Genomic DNA, 17,796 nt, shown 5'->3' on the forward strand with positions numbered 1-17,796 from the left:
AGCCCGGGCTAGGCGCAGTGAGGATGTCGGCGCTAGTTTACAAACTCAGGGATAAAGCCGCGTCTTCTCCCAACCGCCCCCGGCATTGCGCGAAAACACCACGCGGTCATGCAGCCGAAACGGTCTGTCGTGCCAGAACTCGATCGTCTTCGGCACGATGCGGAAACCCGACCAGTGTTTTGGGCGCGGAATCTCGCCGATGGCGTAGCGGGCCGTGTATTCGGCCACCGCCTTTTCCAGCGCGAACCGGCTTTCCAGCGGCCGCGACTGTTTCGAGGCCCAGGCGCCGATGCGGCTGCCGCGCGGCCGCGTCGCGTAATAGGCGTCGGCTTCGGCATCGCTGACGATCTCCACCGGCCCGCGCACGCGCACCTGGCGGCGCAGCGATTTCCAGTGGAAGCACATCGCCGCCTTCATGCTGCCCAGGATCTCCCGGCCCTTGCCGCTTTCGAAATTCGTGTAGAACACAAAGCCGCTCTCATCGAACCCCTTGAGCAGCACCATCCGCACATCCGGCATGCCCTCGGCATCGACGGTTGCCAGCGCCACGCCGTTGGGGTCGTTCATTTCGCTTTTGGTGGCGTCGTCCAGCCATGCGGCAAAAAGGCGAAACGGCTCGGCGGCCTCGGTAAAGTCACCGCTTGTTAACTCAGTCTCACTCATAGTTTTTCTCAAATTTTCACCAAACAGGGGAGGTTGCCGATTGTCGCGCATCGCGCAAGCTTTTGACAGCAGGCAAGGCAGCCTATTTGCTTCAGCCAGCGCTAAAGCCGCGATCGTGATGATTGCCTTGCCGCTTGCCGCATGTGGCGCGGGCGGCTTCAGCCTGCAAAAAGCCGAGGTCGATCGCTCGATCCTGACCGGCAGCATTTCGGCCCCAGCCGCGCCGGCGGATTCGGACCGCGATTCCGACCAGACGACGATCGGCAACGCGGTGTCCTCCGCCGACATCGAGCAGCTCGGCGGTCAAGCCGTGCCGTGGGCCAATGCCGGTACGGGTTCGCGCGGCTCCATCACCGAACTGGCGGAATTGAAGGACGGGGGTCAGACCTGCCGCCGCTTCAAGGCTTCGCGCGAAAGCTTTGACGGCGTTGCCATGTTCGCGGGCGAACTTTGCCTGGCCAGCGCCGGCGGCTGGCGCATGCAGGACTTCAGGGCGCTTTGATCTTCCACCTCTGAAATAACGTCCAGCACTGGAATTTCTTCCTATGCGAGCGCATATAAGAGGCGACTATGGACTCACTCTTTCTCCAGGGCAGGAAGCATGCGCGACCCCTATGAGGTGCTGGGCGTTGCAAAGAACGCATCGGCCAAGGACATAAAATCGGCGTACCGCAAACTCGCCAAGAAGCATCATCCGGACCAGAATCCGAATGATCCCAAGGCGAAGGACCGTTTTGCCGCGGCCAATCAGGCCTATGAGATCGTCGGCGACGAGAAGACCCGTGCCGCTTTCGATCGCGGCGAGATCGACGCCGACGGCAAGCCGCGTTTCCAGGGCTTCGAGGGCGCCCCCGGTGGCGGTGACCCCTTCGGCGGTTTTCGCCGCCAGCAGCAGGGAGCCGGCGGTTCGCGATTCGAGTTCCGCTCCGGACGCCCTGGCGGCGATCCGTTCGATGGCAACAGCGATATCTTCAGCCAGATTTTTGGCGACGTCTTCTCCGGCTCGCGCGGCCCCGGCCAAAGCGGGGCAGGAATGGGTGACCGCCGCCAGCCGGCAACCGCCGCCGACCTCAATGTCACGCTCGACGTTACCATCGAGGAAGCGGCGAACGCTGAAAAAGGTCACGGCGATGTTCCCTGACGGCCGCAAGGTGGCGGTCAAGCTGCCGGCCTATGTCGAGGACGGGCAGACCATCCGGCTGAAGGGGCAGGGCGAGCAAGGGCCGGGCCAGCCCGGCGACGCGTTGGTCAAGATCCGCTTCCGCCGGCATCCGCGCTACCGCCTGGAGGGCCGCGACCTGCATGCCGATTTGCCGGTGGGGCTGGCCGATGCCGTGCTTGGCGCCAAGGTGGCCGTAGAAACGCCGACCGGCAAGCTCGCGGTCAACGTTCCCGCCTGGTCGAGCTCGGACAAGGTCCTGCGCCTGAAGGGCAGGGGCCTGCCGGAAAAGGCCGGCGGCCACGGTGATCTCTACGCCCATGTGCGCATCGTGCTGCCAGAAGGCGGCGACAGCGCGCTCGAAGGGCTGTTGCGCAGCCAAAAAGGCTGATTGGCGGCTCTTGTCCCCGAACTGTCCCGTTTGAGCGCTTGAAGGGGCTCTGTGCCTGTGCGATAGGGCTCTCCACAAATAAGAAATCTTGCGGAGAGCACGCATATGGCGGGTGGACAGGGCCTGATGGCCGGCAAACGCGGCCTGATCCTCGGCGTCGCCAACAACAGGTCGATCGCCTACGGCATCGCCAAGGCATGCGTCGACCACGGCGCCGAGATCGCGCTGACCTATCAGGGTGAAGCGTTCAAGAAGCGGGTCGAGCCACTGGCTGCGGAACTCGGCGCCTTTGTCGCCGGCCATTGCGATGTGACCGATCCGGCGAGCCTCGACGACGTTTTCGCAAATGTCGCCAATCATTGGGGCAAGCTCGACTTCCTCGTCCATGCCATCGCTTTTTCCGACAAGGACGAACTGACCGGCCGCTATGTCGAGACGACGCGCGATAATTTCCTGCGCACGATGGATATTTCGGTCTATTCCTTCACCACCATCGCCAAGCGCGCCGAGGCGCTGATGACCGATGGCGGTTCGCTTTTGACGCTGACCTATTACGGCGCCGAAAAGGTGATGCCGCATTACAACGTCATGGGCGTCGCCAAGGCCGCACTCGAGGCCAGCGTGCGTTACCTCGCCGTCGATCTCGGCGCCAAGAAGATCCGCGTCAACGCGATCTCGGCGGGCCCGATCAAGACGCTGGCCGCTTCCGGCATTGGTGACTTCCGCTACATCCTGAAGTGGAACGAGTACAATTCGCCGCTGAAGCAGACGGTCACCCAGGAAGAGGTCGGCGATTCCGGCGTCTATTTCCTGTCCGACCTGTCGCGCGGCGTCACCGGCGAAGTGCATCATGTCGATTCCGGCTATCACGTCGTCGGCATGAAGGCGGTCGACGCACCTGACATTTCGACAGTCAAGGATTAACTCCTCCGCCTATCCTCCGCCCAGGCCCTGGCCCGACCTCCGGAAAACCTGATGTACCCGCTGGTTTATATCGTGCGCCACGGCCAGACCGCGTGGAATGCCGAATTCCGGCTTCAGGGGCAGGCCGATACCGACATCAACGCGCTCGGCCGCGAGCAGGCGAGCGCAAACGGGCATCGGCTGGCTGACCTGATCTCCAATCCCGCAGAGTTCGATTTCGTCGCCAGCCCGATGCGGCGCACGCGCGAGACCATGGAGCGCATTCGCGCCGCCATGAAGCTCGACCCGGCTGCCTACGGGACCGATCCCCGCCTTGTTGAAGTGAATTTCGGCGACTGGCAGGGTTTCACCTTTGCCGAGCTGGAGACGCAATTTCCGGGTGCGAGCAGGACGCGTGCGCTGGACAAATGGAACTTTCAGCCACCGGGCAAAGATGCCGAGAGCTACCAGATGCTGCTAGAACGGGTAAAGCCGTGGTTCGACGCGCTCGAGCGCCAGACAGTCTGCGTGACGCATGGCGGCGTCATGCGCACCTTGTTTCGCTTCGTGCTTGACATGGCCGAGGACGATGCGGCGAAGCTGGCGATACCGCAGGACCGCGTGCTCAAGCTGGAAGGCGACACCTTGGGATGGCTTTAGGCACCCGGCACGATCCAGGAAGGCTCATGCAGGCTGCCGGCGCAGGTGCATAAAACGGCTGTGACGGCTCAACAAACGCCGAACAGCCGATTTGCATTGGAAGCCTAGTCGGAGTCGCTGTCAGGCAACTGCATATCGGTGACGACGTTTTCGCCGTTGGTCACGTCATAGGCGATGACGATGTCCATGCCCGGCTTCAGCGCGTCGAGATCGGTTTCCGCGTTCAGCTTGTAGGATTTGCCGTCGTCCAGCGTCAGGGTCAGCGCGTCCTTGTCGATCTTCTTGATCAGGCCTTCGGTCTGCCCGGCGAAAGCGGCGGTGCAAAGCAGGAATGTGGCGGCAACAGCGCCAATCAGGGTACGCATCATCGTCCTCTTTGGTATTGCGCCGGCATGGGTAGCGGCGGATCCTCAACGGCGAATGGAGCAGAGCAGAAACCAATCGAATGTGTCAAAACTAAATCCGAAGATCACGGTTTGACCCCTGTGGAAAACGCCAATAGAAGGCAGGCTTCAGTCGGCTCCGATGCCGGGCAAGGCACTTTGCGATGTCTCACAACACGTTCGGCCATCTTTTCCGCGTCACCACCTGGGGCGAAAGCCATGGGGCCGCATTGGGCTGCGTGGTCGACGGCTGCCCACCCGGCATCCGCTTCACGCGTGACGAAATCCAGGCCGAACTCGACAAGCGCCGGCCCGGCCAGTCGCGCTTCGTCACGCAGCGCCGTGAGCCTGACGAAGTGAAGGTGCTGTCGGGCTTCATCCTTGACAACGACGGCGAGACGATGATCGCGACAGGTACGCCGATCTCCATGCTGATCGAGAATGTCGACCAGCGCTCGAAGGACTATGGAGAGATCGCCCGCCAGTACAGGCCGGGCCATGCGGACTACACCTATGACGTCAAATACGGCGTGCGCGACTATCGCGGCGGCGGCCGATCCTCGGCGCGCGAGACCGCGGCTCGGGTCGCTGCCGGAGCCCTCGCCCGCAAGGTCGTGCCGGGCATGGTGGTGCGCGGTGCACTGGTATCGATGGGCGAGAAGTCGATCGACCGCGCCAACTGGAACTGGAATTTCATTGGCGACGCGGACAATCCGTTCTTCACGCCGGATCCGGCGTCCGTTCCCGTTTTCACGAGCTATCTCGACGGCATCCGCAAGGCGGGTTCCTCCGTCGGCGCCGTGATCGAGATCGTCGCCGACGGCGTTCCGGCCGGCCTCGGCGCGCCGATCTACGCAAAGCTCGACCAGGATATCGCGTCAGGCCTGATGTCGATCAACGCCGTCAAGGGCGTCGAGATCGGCAACGGCTTCGAGGCCGCCCGCATCACCGGCGAACAGAATGCCGACGAGATGCGCATCGGCAATGACGGCCAGCCGGTTTTCCTGTCCAACAATGCCGGCGGCATCCTTGGCGGCATCTCGACCGGCCAGGCGATCATCGCCCGCTTCGCCGTCAAGCCGACGTCTTCAATCCTGACGCCCCGGAAGTCGATCGACAAGGACGGCAACGACGTCGAAGTGATGACCAAGGGTCGCCATGATCCGTGTGTGGGCATTCGCGCCGTACCGATCGGCGAGGCGATGGTTGCCTGCGCAATCGCCGACCATTATCTGCGGCACCGAGGACAGACAGGCAAGGAAGGCAGTAGGGCAGTAGGGCAGTAGGGCAGTATGTTAAGCTGCCCGCGAGACGAGCAATTTTTCCTTTCCCCTACTGCCTTACCGCCCTATTCCCCTACTCCCTTGCGAGCGAAGCGAGCATTCCATGTCTTACGACCAGAAGAAAATCGTCGAAGCAATCCGGGCCTTCGAGCGGGGCGAGATCGTCGTCGTCATGGATGATGACGGGCGCGAGAACGAGGGCGACCTGATCGTCGCCGCCGTCCATTGCACGCCGGAAAAGATGGCCTTCATCGTGCGCAACACTTCGGGCATCGTCTGCACGCCGATGCCGCGCGAGGAGGCCAAGCGCCTCAACCTTGCGCCGATGGTCGCCGACAATGATTCGGCGCACACCACCGCCTTCACCGTCAGCGTCGATTTCAAGCATGGTACCACGACAGGCATTTCGGCCGACGACCGCACGCTGACCGTGCGCAATCTCGCCAACGGCAATGTCGGCGCCTCCGATTTCGTCCGCCCCGGCCACATCTTCCCGCTCATCGCGCGCGAAGGCGGCGTGCTGATGCGTTCGGGCCATACCGAGGCGGCCGTCGATCTGTGCAAGCTCGCCGGCCTGCCGCCGATCGGCGTGATCTCGGAACTGGTCAATGACGACGGCACCGTCAAGCGCGGCCCGCAGGTCGCGGCTTTTGCCGAGGAGCACGGCCTCAAGCAGGTTTCTGTCGCCGACCTCATTGCTTACCGGCAACGCAAGGAAACGCTGGTCGAACGCGTGGCATGCTCCGAGATCGACACGCTCGGCGGCAAGGCGCAGGTCTTCACTTACACGCTGCCCTGGGATTCCATGCACCATGTCGCCGTCGTCTTCGGCGACATCCGCGACGGAGAAGAGGTGCCTGTGCGTCTGCACTCCGAGGACGTGGTGACCGACGTCTTCGGCACCAGCCACCGGCTGGACGCCATCATGAAGGCGATGGGCGAGCGCAAGCGCGGCGTCATCGTCTATCTGCGCGAGGGCTCGGTCGGTGTCGCCCACCAGGAGCGCAACCGGCCGGCGAGCGGCGACCGGGAGGACCACGAAGAGGCGCGCCGTCGCGAGAATGAATGGCGCGAGATCGGGCTCGGTGCTCAGATCCTGAAGGATCTCGGCATTTCCTCGATCAATTTGATCGCCTCGCGCGAGCGCCACTATGTCGGCCTCGAAGGTTTTGGCATCCACATCGCCAAGACCGAGATTCTCTAGGTTCGACGGCGGCAATAGCGTCCGACCCGCTGAACCGGACGCGTCATGGTTCATTCCGCGGCAGCGACGGCCGCTTCACACCCATCCAACTCGCATTTGTGAGTGGCAAGACTGCGCTGGCCGAGCAGCACCGTGACCAGCGCGATGCCGCCCGCGACCACCGAGACCCAGAACCCGTTCTGGGCGCCGAACGCATCCACCACCGCGCCGGCGGCGAAAGAGCCCAGCGCCATGCCGATGCCGATTCCCGTTGTCACCCAGGTAATGCCCTCGGTCAGCATCGCTTCCGGCACATGCCGTTCGATCAGGCCGAATGCCGTGATGAAAGTCGGCGAGATCGCCACGCCGCTGATGAAGACGGTCAGCGCCAAAATCGGCACGCTGTCGGCGGTGAGCGGCAAAATCGTGCTGACTGCGATGATGGCGACCGCGACGGTCAGCTGGCGCTGTAGCGGCGTCTTGAGGTTGAGCGCGCCGACCACGATGCCCAACACGAACGATCCCAGCGCATAGACGCCGATCACCAGGCTTGCGGCACCGGCTTGGCCGAACTCCTTGGTGATCGCCACGGTGCTCACTTCCGTCGTCGCGAAGGTCGCGCCGATGAAGATTAGGGCGAAGGTGATGATCTGTACCGGCCGCAGGCGGATTGCCGAGCCAGTCGAACCATGGTCCACCGGCCGCACTTTCGGCTCGGTCGATCGCTGCAGGATGAATGCTATCGAGCCCAAAGCGAGAAACAACGTGCTCGCCAGCATGCCTGCTTCCGGAAACAGCGCCGCACTGAGGCCCACCGACAGCGACGCGCCGGCGATATAGACCAGTTCGTCGGCCGCCGATTCGAAGGCAAAGGCGGTGTTCATCTCCGGCCGGCCGCGAAAAAGCTCGGTCCAGCGCGCGCGCACCATTGCCGGCATGCTGGGCATGGCCGCTGCCAGCAGCGCCGACACGAACATTGTCCATACCGGCCAATCCTGGTTGGCCGACGCAATCAGCAGCAGGAATGCCAGCACGGAGATGATGGTGGTGGGCACGACGATCCATGTCTGGCCGAGGCGGTCGACCAGCCTGGAGATCTGCGGCGCCAGGAAAGCGTTGGCCAGCGCGAATGTCGCCGAGACGGCACCCGCCAGCCAGTATTCGCCACGCGTCTGCGACAGCATCGCCACGATGCCGATCGGCGCCATGGCGATCGGCAGGCGCGCCATGAAGCCTGCAGCGGCAAAGCCCTTGGCGCCAGGGGCTCGAAAGATCTCGGAATAGGGGTTCTGCATGGTCCGTTCCTCGACAAAAGGCGATTCGGAAATTACATACGATGCGTATGAACTAAATAGATCATACGTCGCGTATGTCAATTGGCATACGTGACGTATGTGGATAAGGCCAGAAGAGATGCACAAGCCCCGCAGGGAAATGATCGCCGAAACGCGCGCCAAATTGATTGCCGCGGCCCGGCATGCGTTCGGAACGATCGGTTATGCCGAGGCATCGATGGATGATTTCACCGCATCGGCCGGGCTGACGCGCGGTGCGCTCTATCATCATTTCGGGGACAAGAAGGGGCTTTTGCAGGCGGTTATCGCCGAGATAGACGCCGAGATGGCGGCACGGGTGAATGAGGTTGCAGCGAAAGCACCGACCCGCTGGCAAAGCTTCGTCGACGAATGCACGAGCTACATCGAAATGGCGCTGGAGCCGGAAATCCAGCGCATCATGTTTCGGGACGGTCCGGCCGTGCTGGGGGATCCCGCGCAATGGCCGAACGCCAATGCCTGCGTCGCGTCGATGACCGATCACCTGACGACGCTGCAGGGCGACGGGGTAGTTGTCCCGGGCGTAGACCCCGAGACCGCGGCACGGCTGATCAACGGGGCGAGCAGCCAGGCGGCGCAGCGGATCGCCAATTCGAACGACCCGGAAGCGACGTCAAAGACCGTGGTGGCGGCATTCAAGCAACTGCTTGAAGGATTGTTGAGGAAGGATACCGGAGCCGCCTGACGACGGCAGGCCGCCGGCAGCTCTGGGCATGCCGTATCGGCAATCAAATCAAGGGTTTGTCAGACTTTTCGCATGTTGCCGCCTTGAGGCGTGCGATCGTTGATTTGAGCGGAACTTCGCCCTGTCCGCAAAACGTCTCGCTCATGATCAGCTCGGGCAGCGGCAGCCGCCGCCCCCAGCCATGTGTTTCGAGGTCCGGTTTCGGCGCGAACTCCGAGACACGGCCGACACAGAGATAGGCCACCGGCGTCACATGCTCGGGAATCGACAGAAGGCCTTTCAACGCCTGCGCCTCGATAATGCTGACCCAGCCGACGCCGACGCCTTCGGCGCGCGCCGCCAGCCAGAAATTCTGCACCGCGCAGACCGTGCTGTAGAGATCCATCTCGGGATTGTGCCAGCGTCCCAGCGGCGAACCCTGTGAGCGTCGGCGGTCGCAGGTGATACAGATATTGAGCGCGCTTTCGCAGATGCCTTCCAGCTTGAGCTTGCGGTAGAGCGCCCGCCGCTCTTCCTCGATCGCCGGCAATTCCTGCTCGCGCGCCGCGAGGAACAGGTCGCGCACCTGTTCCCGTCGTTCGGTGCCACGAATGACGATGAAATTCCATGGCTGCATGAAGCCGACCGATGGCGCGTGATGGGCGGCAAGCAGCAGCCGCGCCAAGACCTCGTCGTCGACGGCCTCTGATGTAAAATGGCTGCGGACATCGCGCCGCGTGAACATGGCGCGGTAGACCGCATCGCGCGCCATCTGGTCGAATCCGTCACCCACGGGGATGGTCATATTGTCCGGCATCGCTTGTCCCCTTGCGATTGCAATCAACTGCCGTCCGCCTGACCATGCGGATGACGATGCCTGCCAGGCCGGTCTTCTGGCTCGGGATCAACCCGCATCCGGCGCCTTCCCGTCATCGACAGTGGCATTTACCGGCGCGGTCCCCCTTACAGCGTTGGGCACGCCACGGTATCAAACCGTGTTCCCGATTCTCCCGCTCGCGGCGGGCACCAGGCAGTGGCCGAGACTTTACGACGAAGCCCCTACGCCGCCAATCCCCGCGGCGACTCGAATGGACGCAGGCGCGATTTTCCCCAGCCATCAGGCCGCAATGCATGGCCATCGCCGCGCCGGGGCACTAGATAGGGAGCATGGCCACTCGTCTCTACACCCATCCGATCTTCCTCGAGCACATCACGCCACCCGGCCATCCGGAGCGGCCGGACCGCTTGCGCGCAATCGAGCGCGTGCTCGACGACGAGGCTTTTGCCGCGCTCGATCGCCTCGAGGCGCCACAAGGCGACGAGGCCACCATTCTCTACGCGCATCCCGAGGATTTCGTCGAGCGGGTACGCGCCGCCATTCCCGATACGGGCATCGCCCGCATAGATGCCGACACAACGGCCAGCCCGAAGAGCTGGCAAGCGGCGATCACCGCGATCGGCGCCGCCAACGCCGCCGTCGACGACGTCTTTGCCGGCAGGGCAGACAACGTTTTCGTCGCCGCCCGGCCGCCCGGCCATCATGCGGAGAAAGCGACGGCGATGGGCTTCTGCCTGTTCAACACGGCGGCCATCGCCGCACGTTATGCACAGCGCAAACACGATATCGAACGCGTCGCCATCGTCGACTGGGACGTGCATCACGGCAACGGCACGCAGGATGTTTTCTGGGACGATCCGTCCGTGCTTTATTGCTCGACGCACCAGATGCCGCTCTACCCCGGCACCGGAGCAAAGAACGAAACCGGCGCCGGCAACATCGTCAACGCGCCGCTTGCGCCGCAGACCGGCAGCGAGGCGTTCCGCGATGCCTTCCTGTCGCGCGTGCTGCCCTCGCTCGACAATTTTGCACCCGACCTGATCATTATTTCGGCCGGCTTCGATGCGCATCATCGCGACCCGCTGGCCGAGATCAACCTGACCGAGGATGATTTCGACTGGGCGACCGGCCAACTCATGCAGCGCGCGGCGCGCCACAGCGGCAACCGGCTCGTCAGCCTGCTCGAGGGCGGCTACGATCTGCAAGGATTGGCATTTTCGGTCGCCGCCCATGTCGGGCGACTGATGAAAGGATGAATGATGGCTGGTGAAACCAACGAAGACGTCAAGGCGATGAGCTTCGAACAGGCTCTCGACGCGCTGGAGAAGATCGTCGATGATCTGGAGCGTGGCGATGTGCCGCTCGACCAGTCGATCAGGATCTACGAGCGCGGCGAGGCGCTGAAGGTGCATTGCGACCGGCTGCTCAAGGCGGCCGAGGACAAGGTGGAGAAGATCAGGCTGTCCCGCGACGGCAAGCCGGTCGGGACGGAGCCGCTGGATGCGGATTGAGGCACGCAGCCGTCTCTCTGGTTTTTGACACGATCATGATTGAGGATAGAACGCGTCCCGATTGAAACGGCTCCAGGACAAGAGGAGATACGGAAGCGATGTGCAGAAACATCAAGACCCTGTTCAATTTTGATCCGCCGGCGACCAACGACGAGGTGCGCGATGCAGCCCTTCAATTCGTTCGCAAGCTGAGCGGAACGACGCGGCCTTCGAAGCAGAACCAGCACGCCTTCGACCATGCCGTCGAGGCCATCGCGGCGTCGGCGCGCGAGCTTCTCGATTCGCTTGAAACCAACCAGCATCCGCGCAATCGCGAGGAGGTTGCGGCCAAGCTGCGGGCGAAGGCGGCGATCCGCTTTGCCTGATCTGGCCAAAGCAGCCATCGGCCGCTGACAAGGAGAGCTCATGAGCTTCTTTCCCGGGAGGGATCCTGAAGCCGGCGATGCCTTTGCCAGCGACCAGATCGAATTGATGGTCATTCCGAACGCCAAGGACATTGGCGGTTTTCAGGTTCGCCGCGCCTTGCCGACCGCCAAAAGGCGGCTGGTCGGTCCCTTCATCTTCTTCGACCGCATGGGCCCGGCCATCCTGCGTGCCGGTCAGGCGCTCGACGTCCGGCCGCATCCTCATATCGGCCTGTCGACGGTCACCTACCTGTTCGACGGCAGGATCAGGCATCGCGATTCGCTCGGCACCGAGATGGTGATCGAGCCGGGTGACGTGAACCTGATGACCGCCGGCCGCGGCATCGTCCATTCGGAGCGCACGCCGGAAGAACTGCGCGGCGCGCCGATGTCGATCTCGGGGCTGCAGACATGGTTGGCGCTGCCGGACGGCAAGGAGGAAGTGGCGCCGGTTTTCGAAAACACCGCTGTCGCGCGGCTTCCCGACATCGACGCGGAAGGCGTCAGTGGCCGCATCGTCATCGGCGATTTCCAGGGGCTGCGTTCCCCGGTGCGGGCCGATTCCGAGACGCTCTACGCCGACCTCAGGCTGGCGCCCGGCGCCAGCGTGAAAATCCCTGCCGACGCGGAAGAACGCGCCATCTATACGCTGGAAGGCGAGGTCTCGATTTCCGGCGACGTGTTTCCGGCGGAACGGCTTCTGGTGTTCCGGCCCGGCGACGAGATCGTCGTATCCTCACAGGCCGGTGCCCATTTCATGCTGTTCGGCGGCGCCTCGCTGGGCTCGAAGCGCTACATCTGGTGGAATTTTGTCTCGTCCTCCAAGGAGCGCATCGAACAGGCCAAGCAAGAATGGAAAACAGGCCGCTTCGACATCGTTCCCGGCGATGAGAAAGAGTTCATTCCCCTGCCGGACGGCTGAGGAAATCGACGACGGGGCCGTGCCTTCCGCGTCATTTGACAGGCATTTACTTTCGCCTGCCGGCGGCCTATCCCGCGCATGAACAGAAGCCTGGGCCTACCCGTGAACGCAACGCCGCATACGCCGCTTCTCGACAAGGTCCGCATCCCGGCCGAGCTGCGCACGCTTTCCGAAAGCGAATTGCCGCAACTGGCATCGGAGCTTCGCCTCGAACTGATCGACGCGGTGTCGCGCACCGGCGGTCATCTCGGCGCCGGGCTTGGCGTGGTCGAACTGACCGTGGCGCTGCACTATGTCTTCAACACGCCCGATGACCGGTTGATCTGGGATGTCGGCCACCAGGCCTATCCGCACAAGATCCTGACCGGGCGCCGCGATCGCATCCGCACCCTGCGCCAGGAGGGCGGCCTCTCCGGCTTCACCCGCCGCACCGAGAGCGAATACGATCCGTTTGGCGCCGCCCACTCCTCGACGTCGATATCGGCCGGCCTCGGCATGGCGGCGGCCCGCGATCTTGCCGGCGGCCGCAACAATGTCATCGCTGTCATCGGCGACGGCGCCATGTCGGCCGGCATGGCCTACGAGGCGATGAACAATGCCGGCGCGCTCGATGCCCGCCTGATCGTCATCCTCAACGACAACGACATGTCGATCGCCCCGCCGACCGGCGCCATGAGCGCCTATCTGGCGCGCCTGGCCTCTGGCAAGGCCTATGTCGGCCTGCGCGACTTCGGCAAGAAACTGACCTCGTATCTTGGCAAGCGTGCCGACCGTGCCATCACCAGGGCGGTTGAGCATGCGCGCGGCTACGTCACCGGCGGCACGCTGTTCGAGGAGCTCGGCTTCTACCATATCGGTCCGATCGACGGCCACAATCTGGACCATCTGATCCCGGTGCTGAAAAATGTCCGTGACAATGGCAAGGGCCCCGTGCTGATCCATGTCGTCACCCAGAAGGGCAAGGGCTACGCGCCGGCCGAGGCCGCGGCCGACAAATATCACGGCGTCAACAAGTTCGACGTCATCACCGGCGCTCAGGCCAAGGCCCCGGCCAACGCGCCGGCCTATACCAAGGTGTTCGCCGAAAGCCTGATCCGGGAGGCCCAGGAGGACGAGCGCATCGTCGCCGTCACCGCCGCTATGCCGGGCGGCACCGGGCTTGATCTGTTCGGCGAAGTGTTTCCGGCCAGGACCTTCGACGTCGGCATCGCCGAACAGCATGCGGTGACGTTCGCGGCCGGCCTCGCGACCGAAGGCTACAAGCCGTTCGCGGCGATCTATTCGACCTTCTTGCAACGTGCCTACGATCAGGTCGTGCACGACGTGGCGATCCAGAAATTGCCGGTGCGCTTCCCCATCGATCGCGCCGGCTTCGTCGGAGCCGACGGCGCCACCCATTGCGGCGCCTTCGACACCACCTTCCTGGCCTCCCTGCCGGGCTTCGTCGTCATGGCGGCGGCCGACGAGGCGGAACTGCGCCACATGGTGCGCACCGCGGCAACCTACGATGACGGCCCGATCGCCTTCCGCTATCCGCGCGGCAATGGCGTCGGCGTCGACATGCCCGATCGCGGCTCGGTGCTCGAAATCGGCAAGGGCCGCATCATCAGGGAAGGCGGCAAGGTGGCACTCCTCTCCTTCGGCACGCGCTTGCAGGATTGCCTGATCGCGGCCGAGGAACTGGGCGCGTCCGGGCTTTCGACCACCGTCGCCGATGCGCGCTTCGCGAAGCCGCTCGACGAGGACCTGATCCGACGGCTGGCCCGCTCGCACGAGGTTCTGGTCACGGTGGAGGAGGGCGCCGTCGGCGGCTTCGCCAGTCACGTTTTGCAGTTCCTCGCCCATGAGGGCCTGCTGGAAAGCGGTCTGAAAGTGCGCCCGCTTGTGCTACCGGACGTGTTTGCGGACCACGCCAAGCCGGAAAAGATGTATGCCGATGCCGGTCTCGATGCCGCCGGCATCGTCCATACGGTTTTCACCGCCCTCGGGCAGGCGGTCCGCGCCCAGCGCGCCTGACTCGACACATCAAGCGCTTGAATCGGTTTGCCGGCTCGATGTCGTAACGCATTGTTGACATTGCGGTTTGGCGTTTTGCTTACCGTGTCTCTTGCCCGTTTTTCAACGGCACGCTGCTAGGTTCTGGCCAGGCAGGGAGACAACAACAGTGAAGACGCTTCTGTGCGGCATGGCGATCCTGACCGCCATCGCAGCGCCGGCCATCGCCGGAACGCGCTACGACCGCAATCTCGAGAAGGCGGCCGTGGATATAGTCGCCAGCAGGATGGGGCATATCAGGGGCGGCTTCTCCTACAAGCAGCTGCCGCAGCTTGTTGTCCCGCCGGACGCCGCATCGGCATCCGCCGCGCCAGTCGAGCGCCCGCGCAGGGAAGTTGCCCGCGATCGGGATGACGGCCTGTCTCCCGCCGTCGAACGGCAGGCTCCCCGCACCATCTTCTGATCTCGCCCAAATCAAACCACCCAAATCAAAACCACATGTCGCGCACGCAGCGGCCGTCGCGCGGCAGATCGTCGTAGGTCTCGAGACCGTCGAAATGATCGATCGGCAGGTCGGCCACGGCTTCCGGCGGCGCAAGCCTTACATTGACGGCGATCCGCGTGCGGCCGGACTCGGCTGGGCGCAAACCGCGCCAGGCAAGCACGCACGCACATGTCGGGCAGAACAGGATCTCGAGCGTGGGTTCGGCCTTGCCGGCACGTTTATAGCTTTTTATCGGCCCCACGACGCGGATACGTTCATCGACAAAGTCGTAGGCCCAGAGCGTGCCGTAACGTCGGCACAGCGTGCAGTTGCAAGCGGTGATCGGCCCGGGATCGCCCTTCAAGGTCCAGTGGGCCGCACCGCAATGGCAGGTTCCCGTAAGCATCCGTCCTCCTTCGCCTTCGGCAGCAAAACGGCGTTTCTTCCTTATCATCGTGGCCGACCTGATGCGATATGCGACTGGCCGCGAGCGGCTCTCTGCGGTCGCTGCCCTGCGGCGATGTTACTTCTCCTGCTCCAATCTCCTTGCCTTCGCCGCCGGCTTTCGCCAAGGAAGACCGATGAATTTTCCCCGGCCAGCCAGCACGCGCCAGCGGCTCGACGATCTGCTCGTAGCGCGTGGGCTGTTTTCCAGCCGCTCGCGTGCACGTGACGCGATCGAACGTGGCACGGTAACGGTGGACGGCGCTATTGCCCGAAAGCCTGGCCAGGCCGTGCAACCGGAATGCGTCATCGCCGTTGATGACCCGGCCCAAGGCTATGTCTCACGCGCGGCGCTGAAGCTGATCGCCGGGCTCGACCATTTCGGCCTCGATCCGGCCGGCTGTGAGGCGCTCGACATCGGCGCCTCGACCGGCGGATTCACCCAGGTCCTGCTCGAACGCGGCGCGACCCATGTCACGGCGATCGATGTCGGTCACGGACAGATGCATGCTGATATCGGCAAGGACGCGCGCGTGACGGTCATCGAGGGGCTGAACGCCCGCGATCTCTCAACCGCCGATCTTGGCGGCCGCAGTCCGGACTTCATAGTCTCCGACGTCAGTTTCATTTCACTGAAACTGGCCCTGCCGCCTGCGCTTGCCATCGCCAAGCCCGGTGCCGCAGCGATGTTTCTGGTCAAGCCGCAGTTCGAGGCGGGTCGCGAGGCGATCGGCAAGGGCGGCCTGCTGAAAGACCCCTATCATGCCGCCCGTGTCGCCGGCTTGCTGCAGGATTGGCTGGATGCCGTGCCCGGCTGGCGCTCGCTCGGCTTGCATCTGTCGCCAATCGAGGGCGGTGACGGCAATCGCGAATTCCTGCTTGGTGGGGTCAAGGACCGATGAGTGCACGCTTCACCATCAAAAAGCTTGGCGCCCAGGGAGATGGCATCGCCGACACCGAAAGCGGCGATCTGTTCATTCCTTTCACGCTGCCAGGCGAGGTTGTCACCGCGGCGCGTGAAAGGGATCGCGCCACGCTGATGGCGCTGATCGAGGCCTCGCCCCTGCGCATCGAACCCGCCTGCCGCCATTTCGGCGAGTGCGGCGGCTGCGCCCTCCAGCATTTGGAGGCGCAAGCCTATCAGCAGTGGAAGCGCGAGAAGGTCGTGCATGCGCTGAGAGGCATCGATTGCGAAATAGGCGGTCTGGTCGCCTGCGCGCCGCACACGCGCCGCCGCGTCGTGCTCGCCGCCAGGCGCACCGAAACAGGCATGCTGCTCGGCTTCAATCGCCATCTGTCGCCGGAAATCATTTCCATCTCCGAATGCCCGATCTCGCTGCCTGGGATCGTCAACGCGCTCGACAGCTTGAGGGCACTCGCCGAATTGATCTGCGCCACCCCGAAATCGTTTCGCATGGCGGTCACAGTGACGGGTTCCGGCCTCGACGTGGCGGTTCATGAATCGGGCAAGCTCGGCGAAAACCAGCGCCGCATCGCCACCAATTTTGTCATTGCGCAGGGCTTTGCCAGACTGTCCATCGATGACGAGATCATCATCGAGCCGAAGAAGCCTGTCGTCATGTTCGGCAGCGTTGCCGTCGCGGTGCCGCCGGGCGCCTTCCTGCAGGCGACGGAGGCAGCCGAACGGACCATGGCCGATATCGTCGGCGGACATCTGAAACGTGCCAAAAAAATTGCCGATCTCTTCGCCGGCTGCGGCAGCTTCGCCCTGCGGTTGGCCGCGAGATCGGAAGTGCATGCGGTGGAGGGCGATGCGGCCGCACTTTCGGCGCTCGATCGGGGTTCACGCTTCGCCACCGGCCTGAAACGCGTGACCGGCGAGCGCCGAGACCTGTTCCGCCGTCCGCTGACGTTCAAGGAGTTAAACGCCTTTGATGGCGTTGTCTTCGATCCGCCCCGCGCGGGCGCGGAGGATCAGTCGAAGCAGATCGCCCGCTCGGATGTTCCATTCGTTGCCGCGGTCTCCTGTAACCCGGTGACGCTCGCGCGGGATTTGCGCATCCTCATCGACGGCGGCTACGCGGTGAAAAGCGTGACGCCGATCGATCAGTTTCTGTGGTCGCCCCATGTCGAGGCTGTTGCCTTGCTGGAGAAGCCGCGGAAAAGACGCTAGGCGCTTAGCCCTGCTCAGCGAGACCGGCAGCGTCATGCAGTCTGCCCCGAAATCCCAGCCAGGTTTATCGCTAAAGTTGTGGATCATCGCCACTGCGGTTGAATCTGCCCCTCAAAAAGGCATAATCCAAATTGGGATGGGGGAGAAGATGATTTCACCAGGTTTTGTTGCCGAGATTTTTGGTTCGGCTCTCATCATGGCGCTCACCGGTGCGGTGCTCGCTTGGATCTTGAGAAAATTCACGCGTGTGGGGCTGGTGCCATCCTATGCGCTTGGCGTCGCGGTCATGACGTTTGTCGGCGCTGCGCTCTATGTCTCGGGCCATGATGGGATCGTCGACTACCTGAGTGCATGGACCCAGTACGCGATCGGCGGCGTTATCGGCTTCCTGATCCTGTATGCCACGTCGCGCCGGTCTGTGAGCAAGACCTAGCAGACTGG

General features: G+C 63.5%; 20 protein-coding genes, 1 pseudogene and 1 riboswitch. Of the genes and pseudogenes, 16 read left to right on the forward strand and 5 right to left on the reverse strand.

Annotation, left to right across the window (positions count from 1 at the left end; genetic code table 11):
• Positions 1 to 45: 45 nt before the first annotated feature.
• Complete coding sequence (pdxH, locus tag ACIU1A_RS05875; RefSeq protein WP_404926847.1) at positions 46 to 663, reverse strand: pyridoxamine 5'-phosphate oxidase; 618 nt, start codon at positions 661 to 663, stop codon at positions 46 to 48.
• 40 nt (positions 664 to 703) lie between these two features.
• On the opposite strand from pdxH, the gene ACIU1A_RS05880 reads away from it, so the two are divergent.
• The 4 genes and pseudogenes from ACIU1A_RS05880 (at position 704) to ACIU1A_RS05895 (ending at position 3,776) form a co-directional block, all read left to right on the forward strand.
• The gene (locus ACIU1A_RS05880; protein ID WP_140580763.1) at positions 704 to 1,165 is read left to right on the forward strand and encodes an RT0821/Lpp0805 family surface protein; all 462 of its coding nucleotides are present in this window, start codon (positions 704 to 706) and stop codon (positions 1,163 to 1,165) included.
• A 99-nt stretch (positions 1,166 to 1,264) separates the two neighbouring features.
• A pseudogene (locus ACIU1A_RS05885) lies at positions 1,265 to 2,213 on the forward strand (DnaJ C-terminal domain-containing protein).
• Positions 2,214 to 2,318: 105 nt separating this feature from the next.
• The gene (fabI, locus tag ACIU1A_RS05890) at positions 2,319 to 3,137 is read left to right on the forward strand and encodes an enoyl-ACP reductase FabI (RefSeq protein ID WP_140514802.1); all 819 of its coding nucleotides are present in this window, start codon (positions 2,319 to 2,321) and stop codon (positions 3,135 to 3,137) included.
• A gap of 51 nt (positions 3,138 to 3,188) precedes the next feature.
• Positions 3,189 to 3,776, forward strand: a complete 588-nt coding sequence (locus ACIU1A_RS05895; protein WP_140520815.1) for a histidine phosphatase family protein — start codon at positions 3,189 to 3,191, stop codon at positions 3,774 to 3,776.
• Between the two features lie 104 nt (positions 3,777 to 3,880).
• On the opposite strand, the gene ACIU1A_RS05900 is transcribed toward ACIU1A_RS05895, so the two are convergent.
• A complete protein-coding gene (locus tag ACIU1A_RS05900; RefSeq protein WP_140498049.1) occupies positions 3,881 to 4,141 on the reverse strand; it encodes a DUF1344 domain-containing protein in 261 nt (86 codons plus the stop codon).
• A 182-nt stretch (positions 4,142 to 4,323) separates the two neighbouring features.
• Here ACIU1A_RS05900 and aroC point away from each other — a divergent pair, with 182 nt between their 5' ends.
• Both aroC and ribB read left to right on the forward strand, forming a co-directional pair.
• Positions 4,324 to 5,445, forward strand: a complete 1,122-nt coding sequence (gene aroC / locus ACIU1A_RS05905; protein WP_140738270.1) for a chorismate synthase — start codon at positions 4,324 to 4,326, stop codon at positions 5,443 to 5,445.
• Between the two features lie 100 nt (positions 5,446 to 5,545).
• Complete coding sequence (ribB, locus tag ACIU1A_RS05910; protein WP_140514808.1) at positions 5,546 to 6,646, forward strand: 3,4-dihydroxy-2-butanone-4-phosphate synthase; 1,101 nt, start codon at positions 5,546 to 5,548, stop codon at positions 6,644 to 6,646.
• A 50-nt stretch (positions 6,647 to 6,696) separates the two neighbouring features.
• Here ribB and ACIU1A_RS05915 read toward each other — a convergent pair whose 3' ends face one another.
• Positions 6,697 to 7,920 carry an MFS transporter gene (locus ACIU1A_RS05915; RefSeq protein WP_140674977.1) on the reverse strand — a complete coding sequence of 408 codons (1,224 nt, stop codon included), beginning with the start codon at positions 7,918 to 7,920 and terminating at the stop codon, positions 6,697 to 6,699.
• 118 nt (positions 7,921 to 8,038) lie between these two features.
• On the opposite strand from ACIU1A_RS05915, the gene ACIU1A_RS05920 reads away from it, so the two are divergent.
• Positions 8,039 to 8,644, forward strand: coding sequence for a TetR/AcrR family transcriptional regulator (locus ACIU1A_RS05920; protein WP_404926848.1), 606 nt, complete (start codon positions 8,039 to 8,041; stop codon positions 8,642 to 8,644).
• Positions 8,645 to 8,687: 43 nt separating this feature from the next.
• Here ACIU1A_RS05920 and bluB read toward each other — a convergent pair whose 3' ends face one another.
• A complete protein-coding gene (gene bluB, locus ACIU1A_RS05925) occupies positions 8,688 to 9,440 on the reverse strand; it encodes a 5,6-dimethylbenzimidazole synthase (protein ID WP_140520811.1) in 753 nt (250 codons plus the stop codon).
• 48 nt (positions 9,441 to 9,488) lie between these two features.
• Positions 9,489 to 9,669, reverse strand: a riboswitch (cobalamin riboswitch).
• 121 nt (positions 9,670 to 9,790) lie between these two features.
• Between bluB and ACIU1A_RS05930 the strand changes: the two genes are divergently transcribed.
• The 6 genes from ACIU1A_RS05930 to ACIU1A_RS05955 all read left to right on the forward strand — a co-directional run bounded on the left by ACIU1A_RS05930 (position 9,791) and on the right by ACIU1A_RS05955 (position 14,756).
• Positions 9,791 to 10,717 (forward strand): histone deacetylase family protein, encoded by a 927-nt coding sequence (locus tag ACIU1A_RS05930; RefSeq protein ID WP_140559379.1) that lies wholly within the window; start codon positions 9,791 to 9,793, stop codon positions 10,715 to 10,717.
• 3 nt (positions 10,718 to 10,720) lie between these two features.
• Complete coding sequence (locus ACIU1A_RS05935) at positions 10,721 to 10,972, forward strand: exodeoxyribonuclease VII small subunit (protein ID WP_140498064.1); 252 nt, start codon at positions 10,721 to 10,723, stop codon at positions 10,970 to 10,972.
• Positions 10,973 to 11,070: 98 nt separating this feature from the next.
• A complete protein-coding gene (locus tag ACIU1A_RS05940) occupies positions 11,071 to 11,337 on the forward strand; it encodes a DUF2277 domain-containing protein (RefSeq protein WP_010914875.1) in 267 nt (88 codons plus the stop codon).
• Between the two features lie 40 nt (positions 11,338 to 11,377).
• Positions 11,378 to 12,298, forward strand: coding sequence for a pirin family protein (locus tag ACIU1A_RS05945; protein ID WP_404926849.1), 921 nt, complete (start codon positions 11,378 to 11,380; stop codon positions 12,296 to 12,298).
• 78 nt (positions 12,299 to 12,376) lie between these two features.
• Positions 12,377 to 14,314 carry a 1-deoxy-D-xylulose-5-phosphate synthase gene (gene dxs / locus ACIU1A_RS05950; RefSeq protein ID WP_224617667.1) on the forward strand — a complete coding sequence of 646 codons (1,938 nt, stop codon included), beginning with the start codon at positions 12,377 to 12,379 and terminating at the stop codon, positions 14,312 to 14,314.
• A 148-nt stretch (positions 14,315 to 14,462) separates the two neighbouring features.
• Positions 14,463 to 14,756 (forward strand): hypothetical protein, encoded by a 294-nt coding sequence (locus tag ACIU1A_RS05955; protein WP_140520807.1) that lies wholly within the window; start codon positions 14,463 to 14,465, stop codon positions 14,754 to 14,756.
• Positions 14,757 to 14,781: 25 nt separating this feature from the next.
• Here the strand turns inward: ACIU1A_RS05955 and ACIU1A_RS05960 are convergent, their stop codons facing one another.
• Complete coding sequence (locus tag ACIU1A_RS05960; protein ID WP_140514816.1) at positions 14,782 to 15,183, reverse strand: GFA family protein; 402 nt, start codon at positions 15,181 to 15,183, stop codon at positions 14,782 to 14,784.
• 175 nt (positions 15,184 to 15,358) lie between these two features.
• Between ACIU1A_RS05960 and ACIU1A_RS05965 the strand changes: the two genes are divergently transcribed.
• From ACIU1A_RS05965 to ACIU1A_RS05975, 3 genes are read left to right on the forward strand one after another with little or no spacing between them, the layout of a single operon-like run.
• Positions 15,359 to 16,123 (forward strand): TlyA family RNA methyltransferase, encoded by a 765-nt coding sequence (locus tag ACIU1A_RS05965; RefSeq protein ID WP_224617663.1) that lies wholly within the window; start codon positions 15,359 to 15,361, stop codon positions 16,121 to 16,123.
• Positions 16,120 to 17,355, forward strand: coding sequence for a class I SAM-dependent RNA methyltransferase (locus tag ACIU1A_RS05970; RefSeq protein WP_140514819.1), 1,236 nt, complete (start codon positions 16,120 to 16,122; stop codon positions 17,353 to 17,355). The genes ACIU1A_RS05965 and ACIU1A_RS05970 overlap by 4 nt, the downstream gene beginning before the upstream one ends.
• A 34-nt stretch (positions 17,356 to 17,389) precedes the next feature.
• Positions 17,390 to 17,788 carry a hypothetical protein gene (locus ACIU1A_RS05975; RefSeq protein ID WP_404926850.1) on the forward strand — a complete coding sequence of 133 codons (399 nt, stop codon included), beginning with the start codon at positions 17,390 to 17,392 and terminating at the stop codon, positions 17,786 to 17,788.
• Positions 17,789 to 17,796 lie beyond the last annotated feature (8 nt).

Source organism: Mesorhizobium maamorense (assembly GCF_044998965.1).
Taxonomy (GTDB): domain Bacteria; phylum Pseudomonadota; class Alphaproteobacteria; order Rhizobiales; family Rhizobiaceae; genus Mesorhizobium.

Coding starts and splice junctions, on each gene's coding strand:
- pdxH (WP_404926847.1), bottom strand. CDS start 663: ATGAGTGAGACTGAGTTAACAAGCGGTGACTTTACCGAGGCCGCCGAG.
- fabI (WP_140514802.1), top strand. CDS start 2,319: ATGGCGGGTGGACAGGGCCTGATGGCCGGCAAACGCGGCCTGATCCTC.
- ACIU1A_RS05895 (WP_140520815.1), top strand. CDS start 3,189: ATGTACCCGCTGGTTTATATCGTGCGCCACGGCCAGACCGCGTGGAAT.
- ACIU1A_RS05900 (WP_140498049.1), bottom strand. CDS start 4,141: ATGCGTACCCTGATTGGCGCTGTTGCCGCCACATTCCTGCTTTGCACC.
- aroC (WP_140738270.1), top strand. CDS start 4,324: ATGTCTCACAACACGTTCGGCCATCTTTTCCGCGTCACCACCTGGGGC.
- ribB (WP_140514808.1), top strand. CDS start 5,546: ATGTCTTACGACCAGAAGAAAATCGTCGAAGCAATCCGGGCCTTCGAG.
- ACIU1A_RS05915 (WP_140674977.1), bottom strand. CDS start 7,920: ATGCAGAACCCCTATTCCGAGATCTTTCGAGCCCCTGGCGCCAAGGGC.
- ACIU1A_RS05920 (WP_404926848.1), top strand. CDS start 8,039: ATGCACAAGCCCCGCAGGGAAATGATCGCCGAAACGCGCGCCAAATTG.
- bluB (WP_140520811.1), bottom strand. CDS start 9,440: ATGCCGGACAATATGACCATCCCCGTGGGTGACGGATTCGACCAGATG.
- ACIU1A_RS05930 (WP_140559379.1), top strand. CDS start 9,791: ATGGCCACTCGTCTCTACACCCATCCGATCTTCCTCGAGCACATCACG.
- ACIU1A_RS05935 (WP_140498064.1), top strand. CDS start 10,721: ATGGCTGGTGAAACCAACGAAGACGTCAAGGCGATGAGCTTCGAACAG.
- ACIU1A_RS05940 (WP_010914875.1), top strand. CDS start 11,071: ATGTGCAGAAACATCAAGACCCTGTTCAATTTTGATCCGCCGGCGACC.
- ACIU1A_RS05945 (WP_404926849.1), top strand. CDS start 11,378: ATGAGCTTCTTTCCCGGGAGGGATCCTGAAGCCGGCGATGCCTTTGCC.
- dxs (WP_224617667.1), top strand. CDS start 12,377: ATGAACAGAAGCCTGGGCCTACCCGTGAACGCAACGCCGCATACGCCG.
- ACIU1A_RS05960 (WP_140514816.1), bottom strand. CDS start 15,183: ATGCTTACGGGAACCTGCCATTGCGGTGCGGCCCACTGGACCTTGAAG.
- ACIU1A_RS05965 (WP_224617663.1), top strand. CDS start 15,359: ATGAATTTTCCCCGGCCAGCCAGCACGCGCCAGCGGCTCGACGATCTG.
- ACIU1A_RS05970 (WP_140514819.1), top strand. CDS start 16,120: ATGAGTGCACGCTTCACCATCAAAAAGCTTGGCGCCCAGGGAGATGGC.
- ACIU1A_RS05975 (WP_404926850.1), top strand. CDS start 17,390: ATGCAGTCTGCCCCGAAATCCCAGCCAGGTTTATCGCTAAAGTTGTGG.